General features: G+C 61.3%; 12 protein-coding genes and 1 pseudogene. 4 read left to right on the top strand and 9 right to left on the bottom strand.

Features of this window, described 5'->3' with window-relative positions:
- Positions 1-4 precede the first annotated feature (4 nt).
- The 9 genes from D0T11_RS00065 to guaB all read right to left on the bottom strand — a co-directional run bounded on the left by D0T11_RS00065 (position 5) and on the right by guaB (position 11,433).
- The gene (locus D0T11_RS00065; RefSeq protein WP_119653749.1) at positions 5-580 is read right to left on the bottom strand and encodes a GNAT family N-acetyltransferase; all 576 of its coding nucleotides are present in this window, start codon (positions 578-580) and stop codon (positions 5-7) included.
- Between the two features lie 340 nt (positions 581-920).
- Positions 921-1,367, bottom strand: a complete 447-nt coding sequence (locus D0T11_RS00060) for a hypothetical protein (RefSeq protein WP_119653748.1) — start codon at positions 1,365-1,367, stop codon at positions 921-923.
- A 123-nt stretch (positions 1,368-1,490) separates the two neighbouring features.
- Complete coding sequence (locus D0T11_RS00055; RefSeq protein ID WP_119653747.1) at positions 1,491-2,453, bottom strand: AAA family ATPase; 963 nt, start codon at positions 2,451-2,453, stop codon at positions 1,491-1,493.
- Positions 2,454-2,541: 88 nt separating this feature from the next.
- Positions 2,542-3,918: a peptidylprolyl isomerase gene (locus tag D0T11_RS00050; RefSeq protein ID WP_245990559.1), complete on the bottom strand. Its 1,377-nt coding sequence runs from the start codon at positions 3,916-3,918 to the stop codon at positions 2,542-2,544.
- A gap of 373 nt (positions 3,919-4,291) precedes the next feature.
- Positions 4,292-6,589: a peptidylprolyl isomerase gene (locus D0T11_RS00045; RefSeq protein WP_119653746.1), complete on the bottom strand. Its 2,298-nt coding sequence runs from the start codon at positions 6,587-6,589 to the stop codon at positions 4,292-4,294.
- A 188-nt stretch (positions 6,590-6,777) separates the two neighbouring features.
- Positions 6,778-7,191, bottom strand: a complete 414-nt coding sequence (locus D0T11_RS00040; RefSeq protein WP_119653745.1) for an ATP-binding protein — start codon at positions 7,189-7,191, stop codon at positions 6,778-6,780.
- 41 nt (positions 7,192-7,232) lie between these two features.
- Positions 7,233-7,562 carry an STAS domain-containing protein gene (locus D0T11_RS00035; RefSeq protein ID WP_119653744.1) on the bottom strand — a complete coding sequence of 110 codons (330 nt, stop codon included), beginning with the start codon at positions 7,560-7,562 and terminating at the stop codon, positions 7,233-7,235.
- A gap of 14 nt (positions 7,563-7,576) precedes the next feature.
- A complete protein-coding gene (locus D0T11_RS00030; RefSeq protein WP_119653743.1) occupies positions 7,577-9,667 on the bottom strand; it encodes a SpoIIE family protein phosphatase in 2,091 nt (696 codons plus the stop codon).
- A 293-nt stretch (positions 9,668-9,960) separates the two neighbouring features.
- Positions 9,961-11,433 (bottom strand): IMP dehydrogenase, encoded by a 1,473-nt coding sequence (gene guaB, locus D0T11_RS00025; RefSeq protein ID WP_119653742.1) that lies wholly within the window; start codon positions 11,431-11,433, stop codon positions 9,961-9,963.
- 468 nt (positions 11,434-11,901) lie between these two features.
- On the opposite strand from guaB, the gene D0T11_RS00020 reads away from it, so the two are divergent.
- From D0T11_RS00020 to D0T11_RS00005, 4 genes and pseudogenes are all read left to right on the top strand, one after another.
- Positions 11,902-12,468 carry a hypothetical protein gene (locus D0T11_RS00020; protein WP_119653741.1) on the top strand — a complete coding sequence of 189 codons (567 nt, stop codon included), beginning with the start codon at positions 11,902-11,904 and terminating at the stop codon, positions 12,466-12,468.
- A 305-nt stretch (positions 12,469-12,773) separates the two neighbouring features.
- Positions 12,774-13,867 (top strand): annotated as a pseudogene (locus D0T11_RS00015) (IS3 family transposase).
- 573 nt (positions 13,868-14,440) lie between these two features.
- On the top strand, positions 14,441-18,097 hold the full coding sequence (locus D0T11_RS00010) for an RHS repeat domain-containing protein (protein WP_119653740.1): 3,657 nt from the start codon (positions 14,441-14,443) through the stop codon (positions 18,095-18,097).
- A gap of 74 nt (positions 18,098-18,171) precedes the next feature.
- The coding region (locus tag D0T11_RS00005) for a DUF6443 domain-containing protein (RefSeq protein WP_245990558.1) at positions 18,172-20,659 on the top strand (2,488 nt) is incomplete at its 3' end.

The following is a 20,659-nucleotide window of genomic DNA, read 5'->3' as shown; positions in this document are numbered from 1 at the left end:
TCCATCACCGCTTCAGTATATAATACAGCACCGGCGGGCTGCCGCCCAGCATCCGGCGCAGCCAGGCCGGGCGCGGGCGCACCGGCAGCGGCTGGAAGCCCAAGGCCACGGCTACGGCGAGGCTACGCGGGTTGTCGGGGCGGCAGCGGATGAGCAGGCGTTTGGCGTGCAGGGTGTCGAAGCCGAAGCCGGTAACGGCGGCCAGCGCCTCGCGGGCATAGCCCTGGCCCTCGGCGGCCGTGGCTAGGTAATACCCGATTTCGAGGGTGATGGGCGGGGTCCAGTTGGGTTTGAGGCTGATGTCGCCGAGGTATTCGCCGGTCTGGCGGTGCCAGATGCCGAGCACGTAGAGGCGGCCGGTCGTCCAGTCGTGGCGGAACTGATGGAGCAGGCGGGTGGCGGCGGCCGGCGTGGCGGCCGTGGCTTCGCGGGCCGGAAACGAGGGGCGCAGACGGGTGCGGTCGGCGTCGATGAGCCCAAAAAACGCCGCCCCATCCGGGGGCTGGTAGGGCCGCAGCATCAGGCGCGCCGTCAGCAGCGGGGTATCGGGCGGGGCAGGAGTGGGAAAGGCAGTGTACATAACAGGGAGCCGGAGTGGCCGCAGGGCCGTAAGCAGCCCAGAAATACGTCTTTTACGGCCGGTTTTGCAACTCCGCTACCAGAAGGCAGCCATTCCGGGGGCTACTCCGAACCAGGCTAAGCAGGGCGGCCCAACAAGCCCGCACAGCAGCATTACAGATCCAGCAGATCCAGCAGATCCAGCAGATCCAGCAGGAAGCAGGACCAGCAGACTACCGTACTCCGCCATCAAAACGCAAAAAGGCTGCCCCAAAACGAGACACCCTTCTGAGGGAGGCTGTCAGAGCCCCGCACCGTCCACAAAATCCGCGAAATCCGTTAAAATCCGCGCCAATCCGTGATCAGCCTTTCTGCAATTCCAGCCCTACGCCGGAGCGCGACTGGGGGGGGCTGCCGAGGGCGAACTGGTTACGCATCACGTTCACCTGGCGGGCGGCTTCGTTGAAATACTCCAGCCGGCGGATGAGCATTTCCTTGGTTAGCACGCGGCCTTCCGGGGTACGCATCAGGGCCTTTTTATCCGCCAGAATGCGCTGCATCAGGGCCTCGTTGTGGGCTTCGTGGCGCTGAAACTGCGCCAGAAACTCGCGCACCTGCTCGCCGGGCGCGAGGTTGTCGGAGAGGCGGAACTGGCCGCCGCCCTGGTTAAGCACTTCGCTCAGCACGTACACCTCCAGCGGCAACGACACGTTCAGGGCCGTGGTGCTGATGTTGAGGCCCGCGTCGAGGCCGCTGAGGATGATTTCGAGGTTGCGCTCGAACTGCTGGTAATAACCGGCTGCTTCCATCTTGTTCAAGTAAGAAGTAAGAAGTAAGAAGTAAGAAGTAAGAAGTAAGAATGGATAGTAACAGGACTTTCAGGCAATCATCAGTCCTCGCTGCGAATTCTTCGTTCTCAATTATCACTCAATTTAAAGGAGTTCTTTCACAATCTGATCCACCGAAATACCTTCGGCTTCGGCCTTGAAGTTGCGCACGAGGCGGTGACGCAGAATGGGTAGCGCCACGGCCTTCACGTCCTCAATATCGGGCGAGTACTTGCCGTGGATGAGGGCGTGGCACTTGGCCCCCACGATGAGGTGCTGGGAAGCGCGGGGGCCGGCACCCCACTCCAGGAGCTGAGTGGCGCGGGCGGCCCCGCGGCCGGTGTTGGGACGGGTTTTGTGCACCAGGCCCACGGCGTATTCTACCACGTTATCGGCCACCGGCACCCGGCGCACGAGTTGCTGGTAGGCCTGAATTTCGTCGGCGTGCAGCACCTTGCTCACCGTGGCTTTGTGGTTGGAAGTGGTGTTCTTCACGATTTGCAGCTCGGCCTCGTAGCTGGGGTAATCCAGCTCGATGTTGAACATGAACCGGTCGAGCTGGGCCTCGGGCAGCGGGTAGGTGCCCTCCTGCTCGATGGGGTTCTGGGTGGCCAGCACGAAGAACGGGCGCTGCAAGGGGTAGCGCTTGCCGGCCACCGTCACGGCATACTCCTGCATACTTTCGAGCAGGGCAGCCTGGGTTTTGGGCGGCGTCCGGTTGATTTCGTCGGCCAGCACGATGTTGGCGAAAATCGGCCCCGGCACAAAGTGGAAGTCGCGCTGCTGATTGAGCGTTTCCGAGCCCACAATGTCGGAGGGCATCAGGTCGGGCGTGAACTGGACGCGGTTGAAGGACAGGTCCAGCGAGTCGGCAATGGTTTGGATGAGCAGGGTTTTGGCCAGCCCGGGCACACCTACCAGCAGGCAGTGGCCCTGCGAAAACACGGCCGTCAGCACCAGTTCCACCACCTCTTCCTGCCCAATAATGACTTTGCCGATTTCCTGGCGCAGCTGCTGGTAGGAGCGGGCCAGCGCATCGGCGGCTTCTTTATCGGAGGCGAAGGGCATTCGGGGTGGTTTTTCGTTTTCCGTTCTTCGTTTTTCAACCACATTCATGGGTGGCGAAAAACGAAGAACGGAAAACGGATAACGAAAATTAGTTAATCGAATTCAGCAGCTGGCAGCCGGCGTACTCGGGGTCTACTTCGAGGTAAACGGTGCCCCGGTTGAGGGCAAACCAGGCGTCGAGGGCTTTGTTTTTCTTCTGGTTGAGGGCGGCGGCGGCAATTTTCTGGTAGTCGTCGTCGAGGTTGGCCTGGTGGGGCGGGCTGTTCGACTTGAGGTAGAGAATGCGCACGGCATCCTTGCCGTCGTCGGTGCGGTAGGGTAGGGGTGGGGTCACGCTGCCCACCTTCATGGTGTCGATGGTGAAGAAGATGGCCGGGTCGAGCTGGTCGAGGGGCAGGTAGGTGCTGCCGTCGCGGCGGTTCTGGAGCAGGCCGCCGTTGCCGCTGGTCAGCTTGTCGTCGGAGTTGTCTTTAGCGGCTTTGGCAAAGCTCACGCTGTCGCCCAGGATGCGCAGGCGCACTCTGGCCAGCTCCCGGGCGGCTTCGTTGGTATCGGCGGTGCCGGTTTCGGGCTTGAGCAGGATGTGGCGGGTGCTGTAGGAGTCGCCCTTGCGCTCGATGAGCTGAATGAGGTGGAAGCCAAACTGCGACTCCACGATGGGCGAGAGGCCTCCGGGCTCCAGACGCAGGGCGGCGGCTTCGTACTCGGGCACCAGTTCGCGGCGCTTAAAGAAGCCGAGGTAGCCGCCTTCCACGGCCGAGCCGGGGTCCTGGGAAAACTGCTTGGCCAGGGTGGCAAAATCCTCGCCGGCCAGAATGCGGGCCCGCAAATCGTTGAGCTGCGTCTGGGATGCCTGCTTGGCCTTGTTGTTAGTTTGGGCCAGCTTCACAATCTGGCCTACCTCCACCTCGGTGGAGTAGTAGGGCAGGCTGTCTTTGGGCATCCGGCTGAAAAACTGGCGCACTTCCCGGGGCGTCACCGACACTTTGCCGGCAATCTGCTCCTGCATTTTCTGCTGCACCAGCTGCTCCTTCACCTGGATGCGCAAGTCGTCTTTTAGGTCCTTGAGCGACTTATTGTAGTACTCCTCCAGCTTCTTCTCGGAGCCAATCTGCTGCACGAAGTAGGCCATGCGGCGGTCCAGCTCGCTTTTCACCTGCGATTCTTCCACCACCACGGAGTCGGTTTCGGCCTTGGCCAGCAGCAGCTTGTTGAGGGCCAAGCTTTGCAGGATTTTGCACTTGGTGTCGGGGGGCAGGGGTTTGCCCTCGGCCCGGGCTACTTCCTGGGCATAAATGGTTTCCAGGTCCGACTTCAGCACAATCTGGTTGTCGACTTTGGCGATGATGCCATCGACCACCCGCAGGCCTACCGGCCGGCCCACGCCCAACTGAGCATACCCGGCCGTGGCCGAAACAACCAGCAGGGCCGCACTCAGCAGTACCTGCCGGACTGGTACTCGCAAACATTGAATCATGGAATCTTTCTCTAAACCCCTCCCCGGCAACCGCACGGTTCAGGCCAGACGACTGGCAAAACGCCAAAAGCCGCCCGCAAATTTCGTCATAAATCCTTGCACCGGCAAAAACCCCGGATTTCCCCGGATTCCGGCCGGCTCTAATGCCCAGAGCCGGTTCGGGCCTGTAGCGTTGCATGGGGAGAGAGTAGGGGAGAATAAGAACGTCATTCTGAGTGTAGGCGGAGCCGTAGTCGAAGAATCTCTACCGCTTCGTAGATGCGTTGCCCAACGTCAGCACGCGAGATTCTTCGACTACGGCTCCGCCTGCACTCAGAATGACGTTCTGTTTACGGCCGGTTCCCGTACTGCTTCTCACTACTCACTTGGTCACCAGCTTGTCTACTTCCGACTGGTTGATAGTGACCGGGTATTGGGTGCGCAGCTGCTCAATCCACTGCTTCTCCAGGTAGTTCTGGTAGTCGGAAGTAGCCTGGCCACGGGCCTCCGACAGGGCCTTGGGACCGGCGGGCAGCTGCTTATCGACTACCACGGCGTAGAAGCGGCCATCGGCCTCGGTGGTGTAGGTGCCGGGGGCGCTGGTCAGGAACTGGTCCACGGCCTTGTTGTCGCCCTTCTGGAAGTTGCGCTGCTGAATCTGGACGGCCAGCGGGTTCCGGGTGTTGAGCGTTTCTTCCAGGGCTACCGGGTTGGTGCTGATGAGGCTAAGCTGGGCGTCGGCGGCGGCGGGCTTGCCGGTGGCCGTTTGCAGCTGGCCGGCGGGTACGCCCAGGGCTGTGAGGTACTTCACCACGCTGGCGTTGCGGCGGGCGGCCAGCGCGGCCGGCTCCCCGCGCTTGGTGCGGCTGCTGATGGTAAGCGTCAGGGCATTATCGGCGGCCAGGCGGCCGGCCAACTCCTCGAGGGCGGCGCGGCCGGCGGGCTGCACGTCGGCGGTGTTGGCTGCGAAGGCCACGCTGGCCGGCACGCCCTGGCGCACCACGAAGCGGCCGGTTTTGAGCTGCTGCTGGGCCCGGGTGCGCAGCTCGGGCGAGGCGGCGCTCACCACGGTGGCCTGTACGCGGGGCTCCCACTGGTACTTGCTCTGGTTGTCGGCGAAGAACTGCTTGAGGCCCACGGTGTCCTCAATAGCCTTGCTCCACACCTTCTCGTCCATGAGCTGGAAGAGCAGAATCCCGTCGCGGTACTCCTTCACCAGCATCCGGTAATCCTCGTACTTGGTTTCCAGGTTGGCCTTCTCGAACTCGGTCAGGCTCTCGTCCACGTACTGGTCGTAGAGCTGCTGCATGGCGAAGCGGGGCTCGGCCCCGGGCCGGGGCCGCTGGTTTTGCTGGGCGAAAGTCAGGAAATCCTTCACCAGATACGGCTTGCCCTTGATGGTGAACAGGGTGGCGTAATCGGTCGGGGTTTTGCTGGCCTTGGTGGGGGCCGACGGAGCGGTATAGGCGAAGCTGCCCTGCACGAGGGCGGTGTCGGCTTTAGCCAGCAGATAGTCTTTGGCGGCCGGAATTTCCACGAAGTTGTTTTCCTGGCGCACCCGCTTGAGGAAAGCGGTTTTGTTGAGCTCCGAGCGCGAGTCCTTGGAAACCTTGCTTTTAAGCGTGGGCTCCATCGATTCGAACGAGGGCACGGGCTGCTTTTCGATCAGCTTGATGATGTGCCAGCCGTAGGGCGTTTGCACGGGCGGGGCCAGGTCGCCGGGCTTCTGGAGCTTGAAGGCGGCTTCCTCGAAGGAGGGAATCATGCGGCCGGTGCCGAAGGGCGGCAGCTCGCCCCCGTTGGCAGCCGAGCCGGCATCCTCCGAAAACTGCGTGACCAGCTTCTCCCAGTTCTCGCCGCGTTTGGTAAGGCGGCTGTACAACTCGTCTACTTTCTTGCGGGCCGTTACCGAGTCGGCGGCGGGCATGCCGGGCGTGGCCCGGATCATGAGGTGGGCCACCTTGATTTCGCCCTGGGCCTGGCGCACGTCGTTCACCTTGATGAGGTGGTAGCCAAAGCGGGTGCGCACCGGCGCCGACACCTGCCCGGCGGGCGTGGCGTAGGCGGCCGACTCGAAGGGATACACCATCTGCATGGCTGTGAAGTAGCCCAGCTTGCCGCCGTTTTCGCGGGCCGAAGGGTCTTCGGAAGTTTCGCGGGCTACCTGGTTGAAGTCTTCGCCGCCGGCAATGCGCTGGCGCAGGGCCACGATCTTCTGGTAGGCGGCCAGCGTGTCCTTGGGGGCCGCGTCGGGCTGTAGGCGGAGCAGGATGTGGGAGGCGCTGACCTCCTTGCTCATCCGGTCGTAGGCTTCGCGCACCAGCTGATCGGTCACGCTCTTCTCCGTGAGGTAGGGCTGAGCCAGCTGCTGCTTGTAGCCCTCCAGCTCGCGCTGAAACGCCTGGGTGGTATCGAGGCCGCGCTGCTCGGCGGCCAGCACCTTCAGCTTGAAGTTGGTGTAAAGGTCGAGGTACTCCTGCACGCCGGCTTTGGTTCCGAAATCAGGAGCCGAGCTGTTGTTTTTACGGTACACGTAAGCGAATTCCGCGGCCGGAACGGCCGTGGTGCCCAGGGTTTCGACGGTGGGAGAGGCCGGGGTGGCGGTGGTGGATTTGGTAGCCTGGCACCCGGCCAGCAAAGTGGCCGCGGCGGTACCGGCAAACAAAATGCGTTTGTGCATACGAAGGGAAGGGAATCGGCTGAGCAAGGAATCCGGCCGGGGAATAACCCGGGTGCGGAGGGCATAGTGTCGCAATTTTACGGATTTTTTTTCGGCCGTCGGTGTCCCGGCCTTCCCGCGCCGGGCTATAAAAAAAGCACCCCGCAGGCGGAGTGCTCTTCTGGTGGGTGACGGGCGCCAAACCTGGTTTAGATCAGGTGCTTATAGAGGCGACAAATGTTGTGGCTGTTGTGGGTGGTGAACTCCACCCGGTCCATGATGCGGTTGACCAGCATCATGCCCACGCCGCCTTTCTTGCCGATGCGCACGTACTCCTGCAAATCGGGCTCCTGGTAGCTGCCGGGCGAGTAGGACGTACGGTTGGTGTCTTCCAGCTCAATGCCGAATTCCCGGTCCTGCACCCCCACCCGCACGTCCAGGTGCTTCGATTCGTCCTCGCCGTTGCCGTGGATAATCAGGTTGGCCACTACCTCATCCACGGCCAGCACAATCTGGTTGATCTGCACTTCGGAGAGCTGGTAGCTGGTCAGAAAGTCGCTCACGAAGTCACGCACCACCTTGAGGTTGCGGCGGGTGCAGCTGATTCGGAGGGCCTGTTTCATTCCGGGGAGGGTGGAGCGGTCGAGCGGAGGGGCGGTCGGAATTAAGCAGCCTCGGCTTCGGCCGAAGAAGGAACAATGGTCATCAGCGAATCCAGGCCCAGGATTTCAAATACGTTGTGCACTTTCTCCTGCATATTGAAGAACACCAGCTTCACATTGGCATCCTGAAACGTTTGCAGGTGAGAAATAAAAACGCCCAGGCCCGCCGAGGAGATGTAGTTGAGCTGGCGGCAGTCAACCAGGATTTTCTGGTTGCGCAGGATTTCGGGCTTGCTCAACTCATTGTCCAGCAACACGGAAGAGCTGGCATCCAGTTCGCCGTCGAGGATCAGGGTAAGCGTGGTATCGGTGGAATTCTGAGTGATTTTCATGGCTTCGTGCTACGTTAAAGACCGGCTTCGGGTTGGGCGGCCTTGAATTTAATCACCAGCAGCGTCTGGTCGTCGTGCATGGGCTGGCCTTTGCTGAACTCGTTGAGGTCGGCCAGCATGTACTCCTTGATCTGGTCGGCATCCAGGTAAAACGACTGTTCCAGCATCCGGAGCAGGCGGTCTTCGCCGTACTCATCCTGGGCCGCGTCGCGGGCCTCCACGATGCCGTCGGTGTAAATCACCATCACATCGCCCGGGTTGTAGTCGTAAAACTGGTTTTTGATGTGCTTCTCGTAGCCGTCGTTGCGGATGATGCCCAGGCCCAGGCCCGTGGTGCGGAAGTAGGACACTTCCTCCTTGATGGAATGGTAGTAGAGCGTGTGGCAGTGGCCGGCGCGGGCGAATACGAAGCCGCCGTGCTCGTAGTCGATGATGTAGAGCGAGGCCGTGATGAAGGCCGATTTCTCGAGGCAGCGGGCCAGCGCGTCGTTGGCCTGGGCCATAAACTTGCTGGGTACCGGGAACTTCTCCCGCTCGTTACGGGCCAGGGGGTTTTCCTGCATCAGGGCGTGAAAAATCCCTTTCATCTGGGCCACGTGGAAGGCGGCCGTCACACCCTTGCCGCTCACATCACCGATGAGCACGGCCAGCCGCCGGCCGGGCAGGTGGAGGAAGTCGTAGAAGTCGCCGCCGACTTCGGTGGCCGATACGGCGTGGGAGCTGATTTCGAACCAGTTGTCGATGGGCAGGTTTTTCGGAATCAGGCTTTCCTGCACGGCCGAGGCAATCTTAAGCTCGTCCTGCACGCGCTGGGTGTTGAGCGACGCCTGAATCAGCTGGAGGTTCTCGATGCTGAGCACCGTCTGGCTGGCGAAGGTTTGCAGGATGCTCAGGTTTTCGCGGTCGAAGGCCTGGGCGTACTGCTTGAGCACGTAGATGTTGCCGTACTGCTGCTTGCTGGATTGCAGCGGCATCACCATCAGGGAGCCATAGGGCAGATTGAGCTGGCGGAAGCTGCTGCCGGCCAAATCGTTGTTGAGGTACTCAATGTTGCTGAGGTTGTAGTCGGCCAGCAGCAGCCGGATGGCGTTGCCCTGTTCGGGCGTGAGGTGGTGGTGGTGTTCCAGATAGTTCTTCTCCTGTTCTTCCACCAGCAGCCAGGCTGCATCCGCGCCCACCGTCTGGATGGCCGATTCGAAGAACATGCGGTACACCTCTGCCGCCGTCTGGCCGCGCTGGATAAGCTGGGTGAGGCGCTGCATACTCAGAATCTCCTCACGCTTTTGCTCAAATACGCCCGCCGTGGGCAGGTGCAGGAGCGTGACCAGCAAACCCACCAGGGCGTAGAAACCGGCGAAAAAAGCGCAGAGCAACAGAAAGGCGCTTTGCGTGGGTGGCACCAGCAGGCGCAGCGTGTTCTGGGTGCGCTGGAAGTAGAACACGAACAAGGCCATAACCGCGATAATGGCCAGCTGGAGCAGCAGGACTTCCAGCTTCTGCCGACGGCTCAGGTAGGCCACCCACTTCTGCCGGCCACTCAGGTAGGCCCCGAAAGCGCCTAACGCGCCAAACAGCGCAGTAGCCAGGCCCAGCGGCGGCGTCCAGGGCAGCAGGTGGAGCAGCAGCGTGGCCCCCAGCAGCACCTCAAACCAGGTCCAATGCTGCCTGAGGCGGTCGGTATTATGGAACAGTACCAGGGAGCGCCAGGCGTAGGTAGTGCGGGCCAGCAGGACCATAAACAGCCCTACGTTGCTGAGGTAGATGCCCGTGAGCAGCAGGGAGCCGGTGGCCGGCGGCGGCTGCACATAGTACAGTACCAGGTGCAGGCCCACGCCAGCTGCCGCCAGCAGGCCCGGACCCCTTACCAGCCGGCCCATGAGGCGGTTGAAATCGATACCCCGCAGGCGTTCCGGCCGGTAGCGCTCCCGCAGGAAGAGAGCAACCGTAAACAGGGCCAGTAAGGCCAGTACCATCCAGCCGGAAGGCATAAACCGGCCTTCTGTGAGGGCCGGATGCACGTATAGCAGCGTGCCGGTCAGCAGGGCCAACCAGCTCAGCACGGAAAAAGGCAACAGGAAGGGATGGATCTTCCGAACGAATGACATGCGGGGAGGCTAAGGACGCGGAGCCGGAACGGAGAGCCGAACGGGAGGCCAAGATACGGGCCACCGGGTAAAAACCGCAACTGTTTGCTAAAGTCGCCGGCCCCGGGTTTGGGCAAGCTCAACCGTAAGCCCACAGGACGGCCGGCCCGGGCACCAGGGTAGCCGAACTGCTGCCGAACCGCTTACCGACCGGTTCACCTGCCTTGGTATCCGGTGAAAGGACAAAAAAACGGCCACGGCTTCCTGAGGAAGCCGTGGCCGTGCGCGCCCCTGAAAACTCCGGAGCTGGCCGGCTAGCGGCTGCTGTAGTTCGGCGACTCGCGGGTAATCTGCACGTCGTGGGGGTGGGATTCGCGCAGGCCGGCCCCGGTAATGCGTACGAAGCGGGCGGTTTGCAGCTGCTCGATGGTGGCCGCTCCGCAGTAGCCCATGCCGGCCCGCAGGCCGCCCGTGAGCTGGTAGAGTACTTCGGCAGCCAGCCCTTTATAGGGCACGCGGCCCACGATGCCCTCGGGCACCAGCTTCTTTACATCATCCTCGGCATCCTGGAAATAGCGGTCCTTGCTGCCCTCTTCCATGGCTTCCACCGAGCCCATGCCGCGGTAGCTCTTGTACTTGCGGCCCTCGAACAGGGTCATCTCACCGGGGGCTTCCTCGGTGCCGGCCAGCAACGAGCCCACCATCACGGTGCTGGCCCCGGCGGCCAGGGCCTTCACCACGTCGCCGGAGTACTTGATGCCGCCGTCGGCGATGATGGGGACGCCGGTGCCTTCCAGGCCGCGGGCCGCTTCGAGCACAGCCGAGAGCTGGGGCACGCCGATACCGGCAATGATGCGGGTGGTGCAGATGCTCCCTGGCCCCACTCCGACCTTCACGGCGTCGGCCCCGGCATCGGCCAGGGCGCGGGCGCCTTCGGCGGTGGCCACGTTGCCGGCAATTACGTCCAGGTCGGGGAACTGCTGCTTGAGGCTGCGCACGGCATCGAGCACGCCCTTGCTGTGGCCGTGGGCGGTATCTACGCTCACCACGTCCACGCCGGCCTCCACCAGGGCGGCCACGCGGTCGAACAAGTCGGCCGTAACGCCCACGGCGGCCCCTACCATCAGGCGGCCCAGCTCGTCCTTGCAGGCGTTGGGGGTGCGGCGGCGCTTGCGGATGTCCTTGTAGGTGATGAGGCCCACCAGCCGGCCTTCGGGGTCGATGACGGGTAGTTTCTCGACTTTGGAATCCTGGAGGATGTCTTCGGCAGCGGCCAGCTCGGTGCCGGCCTTGGCCGTTACGAGCGGGGTGGCCGTCATCACGGCCGTTACGGGCCGGCTCATATCCTTCTCGAAGCGCAGGTCGCGGTTGGTGAGAATGCCCTTGAGGCGGCGCTCGGCGTCGATGATGGGAATGCCACCGATGTTGTTGTCGCGCATCAGCTTCTTGGCGTCGGCCAGGGTAGCGGTTTCCTCCAGCGTGAAGGGGTCGAGGATCATCCCGCTCTCGGAGCGTTTCACGCGGCGCACCAGCTCGGCCTGGGCCCGGATGCTCATGTTTTTGTGGATGATGCCCAGGCCGCCTTCCTGGGCCAGGGCAATGGCCATTTCGGCCTCCGTGACGGTATCCATGGCGGCCGAGATGAAGGGCAGCTGGAGCCGGATGTTGCGGGTGAGCCGGGTGCTGGGGTCGACGTCGCGGGGTAGCGTTTCCGAGTACCCGGGCAGCAGCAGGACGTCGTCGTAGGTAAGCGCCTCGAAGGCAATTTTGGCAGCGTGGTCGGCCATGGCAACAAGAGGGTTAAGGGGTGGCTTGTTGCCGGACAAAGCTACGGCGCAAAGTTGGGTTTCGGGTTATGGCAAGGGTGTATTTTCCGGGAAGCCGGTGAAGCCGTGCAGAAAGTCGGAAAATCGGTCATCCTGCGCCTGGGAAGCACCCTGCTCCGTCCGCGCCGCTTGAAATCAGGTCCGGGCAGGCATTCGGGATAAGGTCCTTCGCCAGCGCAGGAGGACAAGCCACGCAAACGCCGGCTTTTCGATACGATTTACGCACAGGGGTTTTCTATAAACAGCGCGCCCCTCCGGGGGGCAAAAGCAACCCGAGTGGGTAAGTCCTGTTCAAACAGCTTCAGTTCAAGCCGCAAACAGGGCAGGCCCCGCACCCTGCTCCGGGCCAACATGTTACCCCGCACCCTGGAGTATACAATTTTGCTTGCCCTGCATCGTCAGCTATGCTCACCAATCTTTCTATTTCCTATGGCTAGAGTAAAGAATAACATCGTGACGCAGGGATTAAGCGGCATGATCGGGGGCACGCTGGTGTTCCGGCAGCAGGGCGGGCGCACCATCGTATCGGCAGCCCCGGGCGAAACAACGGGCGAGCCCTCGGCGGCCCAGCAGGCGCAGCGGCAGCGGTTTCAGGAGGCAGCCGTGTATGCCAAAGCCCAGATAAGCGACCCGGCCGCTAAGGCCGAATACGCCACCCGGCTGGACGGGCGCCACGGCAGCGCCTACGCCATTGCCGTGGCCGACTTTCTGAAAGCCCCTGACATCCGCGAGATTGACCTGAGCCGGTACGCCGGCAAAAAGGGCGACGTCATCCGGGTGCGGGCCACCGACGACTTCAAGGTGGTGGCCGTGCGGGTGCGCATCGAAAACGGGGATGGCTCCTTGGTAGAAGAAGGAGCCGCCGTGCAGCAGCCCAACGCCCTGGACTGGCTCTACACGGCCACCACGGCCAACGCCGACCTGAACGGGGACAAAATCACGATCCGGGCCAGCGACCAGCCGGGCCACTTCGACGAGGCCACGCGCACGCTCTAAGGGTGTTTCCTGGTTTCGTACTATTTCCGGTGGAAGGCTTGGGCGACCCGGCAAAGCCAGCACAAGCCAGGCAGATGGGAGGCATCGGCCAGGCAGGCCAAAGCAGCCGTATCGGAAACGTGCAAGTTAAAGGGAAGCCCGCTGCTCGGGGAGCAGCGGGCTTTTTGATGTAGTTGCTATAGCGGTTTCGTGAGCGGTGTAGCTGGACAACGAGGAGAAGCAAGGAGGCGTGTACGCTTCCCCGTGAAGTAGGCCAGTGAAAAGTAGAGGAAGGGGGTATCTTTTCCATCCTTTTCCTACTACCCATGAAAAAGAGTCGCTTTAGTGAAGCCCAAATCATCGGCATCCTGCGCCAGCAAGGCCAGGGCCAAACCGTGGTCCAGATTTGCCGCGAGCACAGTATCAGTGAGCCTACGTTTTATCAGTGGAAGAGCAAGTACGGCGGCCTGGAACTGACCGAGCTGCAACGGCTCAAGCATCTGGAAGAAGAAAATCGCCGGCTCAAGCAACTGGTGGCCGATTTGAGCCTGGAAAACCAAGTGGTCAAGGAGGTGCTGCGAAAAAAGTAGTGGCCCCGGCCGAGCGGCGAGCCGTGGCCCAGCACGCCGTGGCGCGGGGCCTGAGCCAGCGGCAGGCTTGTACTCTGGCGCGAGCCAGCTACGCCAGAGTACAAGCCTGCCGGGGCGACCAAAACGAACGGCCGACGGCCGACGCACTGCTCGTCGACGCGTTGCTGGCGTTGGTCAAACGCCACGCGGGCTGGGGCTTTTGGAAATACTACCATCGGCTGCGCAAAGATGGCCTGCTGGTCAACCACAAGCGGCTGTAGCGGCTCTATCAGGCTCAGCGCCTGCAACTGAGCAAGCGGCGCAAAAAACGCCGCTTGCCTGAGCGCGTCCGCCAGCCGCTGGCCGTGCCCGCGTCGGCGAACCAATGCTGGTCGATGGACTTTATGAGCGACGCGCTGACCGATGGGCGGCGTTTTCGGACGCTCAACGTGGTCGAGGACTGGAATCGCGAAGTGCTGGGCATCGAGGTCGATTTCTCGCTGCCGGCCGGCCGCGTCGTGCGTTTGCTCCAGACCCTGGTCGAACGCCACGGCCCGCCGGCACGGCTGCGCGTCGATAATGGGCCGGAATTTATCAGCCAGGCACTACAGGACTGGTGTGGCTCCCAGGGCATTGTGCTGCACTGGATTCAACCCGCCAGCCCCACCCAAAACGCCTATGTGGAACGCTTCAACGGCTCGTTTCGCCGCGAACTGCTCAACGGCTACCTCTTCGCTACCTTGCAGCAAGTGCGCGAGCACTGCCGCTTGTGGCAGTACGATTACAACCACCTGCGCCCTCACCAGGCGTTGCACTTTATGACCCCAACTGAGTTTCGTCAAGCCGCCTAACCTCTACTTTTCACTGGCCTACTTTATGGGGAAGCCTACACCGCTACCCGCTACCCGCTGCCGCAAATCAAGTGAATAGGCTTTCATGGCCAGAAGATAAGCTCAAAACCATACACTAACCCAAGAACCGCTCTAACGACACGTTTGATGCAAATGTCCTGAACAAAGAAGATTCAACTTGTTATTTGTCTGTCTTCAGTATAGTATTGCGTTGTTATTGAGCTCCGTCTACCTACCCTAGTGCTACATAACCTGCCGCATTAGACTACGCACCTATTCATCGCTAGCGCAACACATAGTTGTTTAGATCTTCCCTCCGGGCGAGCATTTGCTTAGCCCCTTCTCTTTTACTTGTATGAATAGCAACATCGCTAGTGAATCTCCGATTCACTACAGTCTAGACTTGTTCCCGAATAAGAAACGGCTGAAATTTTTCATTGCTTTTGGCAATCGGATAACCCTTTTCGCTTGGCTAAGCCAGCATCCGCTGGTTCTTTGAGTCGCCAACGTTTCTGGCCCCAAATACCGCTTGAAAAATCACTGATTTCTTATTGAGGAACAAGTCTTCTACCTATGCCCCGTGTCTTCTGGATCATGTTCATGCTGTTGGCGGCGTTTAGCCTGCGACCGGAAGCAAGTATAGCCCAAACGGCCTTACCGCCCGATATGCTGAATCATAACCTGCTGCCAACTTCCCCGGAAGCGGCGGCGCTGGGCCGGTTTGGCGAAGTGCCGGTCAGTCTGTATACGGGCGTGCCCTCGGTCAGCATTCCTCTCTTCACGCTCCCCGGCCGCACTGTTTCGGTGCCCCTCTCGCTGCAATATCATGGCGGCGGCGTGCGGCCCGATCAAGTATCCCCGTGGACTGGTATGAGTTGGACACTCAACGCCGGTGGCGCTATCGTGCGTACCTGCCGGGGCATTGATGATTTTGACGTTCAGGGGTATCCATATCACGCCGCCCCTTTACCTGAATACCTCAATGAATCGTGCTACAATGGCTCAACTGATGGAACGGGAGCGGATCCGCTGAATTATTACCAATACTTGACCGACGTATTCGAGGGTCGCTTGGATACGCAGCCCGACTTGTTCAGTTTTAACTTCATGGGATACAGTGGCAAGATTATTTTTGATCAGTATGGTACCCCATACACCACTCCGTCGCAACCACTGAAGATCGTTTCTCCTCTTACTTCGGGTACCGGAGGATGGGAGCTCACCACCCCCGACGGCACCCAGTATATGTTCACGGCAGCTGAAATTACGAACATAGAAAACAGCGTGGAGTCGCCAGCATCCAAATCCGGCGCTTCCGCTTGGTTCCTAACCCGCATTACAACCGCGCAGCATGAAATGGTGAATTTTATTTACCAGGATTACACTACCCACATCAATTACCTCTACACTGATCTAACGAACACCATACCGCGGCCTGCCATGAGCACCCAGACGGTAGTGGACCAGGACAAGCATCCGATTCTATGTAATGAGCTTAACGCACGGGATTTGAAAACCTCGATTCGCCCAACCACCCACATTCGGGGCAAGTACCTAAGCCGCATCGTCAGTGCCACCCATTGTGTAGAACTGGTCAGCTCAGCTAACCGGCCAGATCAGCCGGGTATGCGCCGATTGGATGCGGTACGCCTTAAATATCTCCCCGATAGCGCGCGCTACCAGGAGGTTCGCTTCCAATACGGAGACTACGCGGCACCAGCAGACCGATTGTTCTTGCAACAGGTGCAACGCTTCGGTGTGCAAGCCGATGGCCGTCAGCTAACGGAGCCGCCGTATCTGCTCACCTATGTTCCACCCTTCTATACAAGTGCCGAATATGCCGGCCCGGCTCGTGGCACGCACGCCATTGACCGGTGGGGCTACTATAATGCCGCGCCTAACCGGTGGCCCTTTCCACGGGATAACCGGCAGACTCGCCAAGTACTGGCGGCTGTTTCCCGGGAAACGAATCCGGCAGCAGTAACCTTTGGCTTACTTTCCCGGATTCAATATCCAACGGGTGGGGTCACGACGCTGGAGTTTGAATCCCATGATTTCAGTAATGCCAATGAGGCTTCCTACACGGAAACGCTTCTCCAGCGTACGGCCTGCCTAGCTACTGCCGGCGCGATGGACTGCGGGGCGCAAACCGATACCGTCAGCTTCGTACTGACCCACGCGCAAACAGTGCACTTTAAAATAGCCATCTCTTCTGCCGATGGTGAGCCCGTCGGTGAGTTTGACGGTTACGGGACTCTTTTCGATAAGAGTGGAAAGCAAATCGCCCGAATTGAATATTTGAAAGGGAGAGCTCCGGGAGGGGATGAGCGAACTATTTCACTGCCGCCCGGTCGCTACCGCTTGCAAGCCATCGTGGCGCAGCCGCGCGCCTTGCAGGTTAGTGTAGCGGTTAACTATGCCCAACGCTTCTACACTGATAGAAAATGGCGTGGAGGAGGGACCCGCATTAAGCGGATAAGCACATATGATGGGCAGGATCATATGCGTGACCAAGTCAAGGAATATTATTACGATACCGATAACCACACTGTTTCTACAGGTAGGCTGATACATCAGCCGGTTTTCCACTCTACCTACAAGTACATCATTGTTCCCGTCACCTCGACAGATGAAACCGGCTGCGCATTTACGCGTAATGTTGGAGACCCTGGCGGGCAGTTTACGTGCCATTATATCGTGCATTTTGCGGAAGATATTGCAGCCAGTAATGGTAGTGCTCAAGGTAGTGCTGTTGGCTACGATACAGTGAGCGTGGTGCAGCGTAGCGGCCAACAGACAACGCGTACTACTTCCGTCTTCTTTAACCTAGCAGCCGGACAAGTAGACTTTAGTGACCAAGCCAACCAATACCAGGGCTTTATTTCCAATGATTTTTATGAACAGAACGGGCTGGAACTGCTTACCCTGGACTACGCCGTGCGGGAAGGAGGAGACCCGTTCCGATCAACTGATATTCAGCTGGTGCGGCGGGTTGCGCAAACATTCGGCATTGATTCCATCCCGGATAAGAAAATTTTAGGACTCTCCATTGAGGGAAGTCTGGGGGAGTTGCCAAGGTGGTATCCAACCCCTTGCCGGGGAGCCGTAGTGCAAAGCTATTACACAACTGTTGGTTGGTGGCCCCTCACGCTTAGAGAGGAAATGCGCTATGATGACCGCCGTCAGCCGATGACGACTACAACACGCCTATTGTACCGCTCCAGTGCTCATTATCAACCTTACAGTCAAGAGGTAACGGTTTCGAACGGGCTACAACGAAGCACTCGTTACAAGTATGCACTGGACTATGCTCCTACGGCTGACGCAGGCGTGCAACAACTACAAGCCCGCTATATGGTTACAACGCCCGTAGAAATGCAGCAGTGGGTACAGCAGCCGGGAAAAGCAGCCCGTTGGCTGGGTGGGCAGCTAACCCAGTTCACTACGACGGCTGACGGCGTAGTTGTTCCGCGACGCGTGTATCAGGCAGCGCTTGCGGCTCCCGCGTCAGGGCTGACGGAACCTCGTTCGGCCGCCGGCTATACTTCGCTGGTGCCGGGCTCGGGGGTGTATCAGCCGCAGGCTGAGTTTTCGTACGGTCCAGCCGGGGTATTGCGAGAACAGGCCGTGACGGCTGGTTCACCTACTGCTTACGTATGGGGCTATGGCAACTTACATCCCATTGCCGAAATTAAGAACGCCACGGCGGCCCAGGTCGCCTACACGAGCTTCGAGGCTGGGGAACTTGGCCGCTGGCAGGCGGGTGGAAATGGTGGGCATCTTGTGGCCACGAGTAGCTACACCGGCCAAGCTAGCTACCAGCTTACGGCCACCAGCCAGTTGTCATGCCTGGGAGTGCCAGTCGGGTCCTATCGGTTCTCTTGCTGGCTCAGGAATGGCGGCGGCGCACCGACTATCAACGGCCAAAACCTGCTAGATACTGGCTTGGGTTTCCAGGACTGGAAACTCTTCCAGGCTGTCGTGCCAGTGAATAATCAGGGGAATATCACTCTGGTCGGTTCGTGCCAGTTGGATGAAGTGCGCCTACACCCGGTCGGGACCCAACTTACCACGCTTACTTACGATCCTTTATTTGGCACTAGTTCCCAAACCGGCCCGGATGGGCGCACCATCTTCTACGAATACGACGCACTGGGTCGGCTGTTGCGGGTGCGCGACGAGCAGAATCGGGTGCTGAGTGAGAACGAGTACCGCTACGCCCGGCCATAACTCTGCCCGGCTCTCATTAATCTTTCGTTTCTGCCTGGCGGTCCTATCCGCTGCTGCTATTCTGTTTATCCGCTATGTCGCACGTCTACTCCCGGTCCCTGATGCGCTTGCCCGCTCGTTTTGCCGTTATCGCACGACCGTTTCTGCTGGCTCTGCTAGCTCTGGTGCTATGGCTGCCCCGGAGTGTATCGGCGCAGTCGTTGGCCGACTCGGCGAAGGTGCGTATCCTGCGCCAGCTCTACCTGGGCACGGGCGGCGACCAGTGGTACCAGCGGGCGGGCTGGCCCACGGCGGCCCAGTGGCAGACGCCGGGTTTCGCCGACACGCTCAGCAGCCGGCACTTCCGCACCTGGCAGGGCCTGCAAGTGTACGGCAGCCAGGTTTATGGGGTGCATCTGGCGGGTAACAACCTGCGCGGCCCCTTCCCGGCCAGCCTGCCGGAGCTGGGCGGCGATTTGGTGCAGCTGCACCTGGGCAACAACCAGCTCACCGGCGAGTTGCCCCAAAACATCGGCCAACTGAACGGCATCAGTATTCTGGACCTGAACACCAACTTGCTCAGCGGCCCGCTGCCCGCCTCGCTGAGCCAATTGCGCACGGTCTACATCCTGGGCCTGGCCCAGAATCAGTTTACCGGCCCGCTGCCCCCGGACATCGGCAACCTGACGGGCGTGGTCATCTTCAACCTGTCCGATAACCGGCTCAGCGGGCCGCTGCCGGCCTCGATGGGCCAGATGGTTTCGCTCAGCTACTGCCACCTGGACAACAACCAGCTCACCGGGAGTTTGCCCGCCAGCCTGGGCCAGCTCACGCGGCTGATCTACCTGACGCTGCCCCGTAACCGGTTGAGCGGGGTGCTGCCGGCCGGCGTGTTGTCGCTGCCCACCACGACCTCGATTCAACTCCAGGGCAACGAGCTTACGGGCATCGGGCCGCTGGGGGCGGGGCCGTTTCCCAGCTACCCCGACCTGAGCGGCAACTACCTGGGTTTCGACGCGATGGAGCAGCTGCTCACCGGCCCGGGCCAGAACAAGCACCCCTACTTCCCGGCCCCCCACCAGCGCCAGCGGTTGCTGCGGGCTGATACAGTGGCCTTGGTTAAGGGGCAGTGGAAGACACTCGACGGCACGCTGCCGGGCCAGCACAACCGCTACCAGTGGGAGCGCAAAGTGGGGGTAACCTGGGTAGCGCTGCCAGGCCAGACCCAACCAACCTACGCGCTGCATATGCTGGGCGAGAGCGAGGAAGGCGAGTACCGCACCCGCGTGACTAACGACTGGATGCCCTACCAGGCCGGCACCGGCGTAACGCTCTACGGGCGGGGTCACTACGTGAGCCTGCTGCCCTACGCGCCGCTGGCGCTCAACGAGCCCACGGACGCGGGCTGCCCGGCCCCGCCCAGCGGGCCGCTGCCCGTCAACCGCCCGCTGGGGCAGACCGATTCGGTGAACTACGTGCGCACTTACGCGGCCCGCGTGGCCTTCACCGACCCGGCGAAGCTGCGCGCCGCCCGCCCCGACTCGGGGCGGGTGCAGGTGAGCACCCAGTACCTGGACGGGCTGGGGCGGCCGGTGCAGACGGTGCGACACGGGGCCTCGCCCACGGGGCGGGACCTGGTGCAGCTGACCCAGTACGACGCGCTGGGCCGCGAGCCGAAGCAGTTTCTGTCCTACTCGGCCGCGCCGGCCTCGGCTGACGCGGTGGGCTACCACCCGGACGCGGTGGCCGAGCAGGGCCAGTTCTACCGGGGCCAGGGCGGGCGCGACCCGCTGCTGGCCAGCCTCACGCAGCACTTGCCCCAAACGGCGGTGCCCTACGCCGAGACGGTCTTCGAGGCCTCGCCCCTGAACCGGCCGCTGGTGCAGGCCAGCGCGGGCGAGTCGTGGCAGCTGGGCGCAGGCCACGAAGTGACGCTCAGCGAGCGACCCAACGCGGTGGCCGACTCGGTGCAGCGCTGGAGCCCGGGCTACGACAATGAGCGGGAGGAGCTGACGCATGAGGGCGCGTACGGGGCGGGGGAGCTGTGGGTGAAAACCAGCCGCGACGAGCAGGGCCAGTGGCGGCAGGCGTTCACGGATAAGGAAGGGCGGGTGGTGCTCACCCAGGTGGGCACCAACGGCAGCTACGCGAGCGAGGCCACCAGCTGGCTCAAGACGTACTACGTGTTCGACGAGTTCGGCCGGTTGCGGGCCGTGCTGCCCCCGCTGGCCGTGCAGCGGCTGCGCCAGAACGCCTGGCGGGTGAGCGGGGCGGGGGTGGAGCGGCTCTTGTTCCGGTATCATCATGATGCGCGGGGGCGGCTGACAGAGAAGCAGGTGCCGGACCAGGCGGGCTACGCCTACACGCTCTACAACGCGTTGGACCAGCCGATTCTGAGCCAGGACGTGGCCCAGCAGGCGGCCAAGGAGTGGACGGCCAGCAAGTACGACGCGCTGGGCCGGGTGGTGTACGCGGGCCTGGTGCACTTTGCCGATCTGAGCGGGACGCCCAGCCAGCAGCGCGACCAGCTCCAGACCTGGCAGACGAACTGGCTGGCGCAGAACCCCACGGTGCCCCTGTGGG

Source organism: Hymenobacter rubripertinctus (genome assembly GCF_003583925.1).
Lineage (GTDB): Bacteria > Bacteroidota > Bacteroidia > Cytophagales > Hymenobacteraceae > Hymenobacter > Hymenobacter rubripertinctus.
The sequence above is the reverse complement of the archived record's forward strand: the minus strand, read 5'-3'. Positions and strand labels throughout refer to the sequence as shown.

Bases quoted from the DNA above. Each gene is read 5' to 3' on its own strand.
- D0T11_RS00065 (WP_119653749.1), bottom strand. From the start codon at position 580: ATGTACACTGCCTTTCCCACTCCTGCCCCGCCCGATACCCCGCTGCTG.
- D0T11_RS00060 (WP_119653748.1), bottom strand. From the start codon at position 1,367: ATGGAAGCAGCCGGTTATTACCAGCAGTTCGAGCGCAACCTCGAAATC.
- D0T11_RS00055 (WP_119653747.1), bottom strand. From the start codon at position 2,453: ATGCCCTTCGCCTCCGATAAAGAAGCCGCCGATGCGCTGGCCCGCTCC.
- D0T11_RS00045 (WP_119653746.1), bottom strand. From the start codon at position 6,589: ATGCACAAACGCATTTTGTTTGCCGGTACCGCCGCGGCCACTTTGCTG.
- D0T11_RS00040 (WP_119653745.1), bottom strand. From the start codon at position 7,191: ATGAAACAGGCCCTCCGAATCAGCTGCACCCGCCGCAACCTCAAGGTG.
- D0T11_RS00035 (WP_119653744.1), bottom strand. From the start codon at position 7,562: ATGAAAATCACTCAGAATTCCACCGATACCACGCTTACCCTGATCCTC.
- D0T11_RS00030 (WP_119653743.1), bottom strand. From the start codon at position 9,667: ATGTCATTCGTTCGGAAGATCCATCCCTTCCTGTTGCCTTTTTCCGTG.
- guaB (WP_119653742.1), bottom strand. From the start codon at position 11,433: ATGGCCGACCACGCTGCCAAAATTGCCTTCGAGGCGCTTACCTACGAC.
- D0T11_RS00020 (WP_119653741.1), top strand. From the start codon at position 11,902: ATGGCTAGAGTAAAGAATAACATCGTGACGCAGGGATTAAGCGGCATG.
- D0T11_RS00010 (WP_119653740.1), top strand. From the start codon at position 14,441: ATGCCCCGTGTCTTCTGGATCATGTTCATGCTGTTGGCGGCGTTTAGC.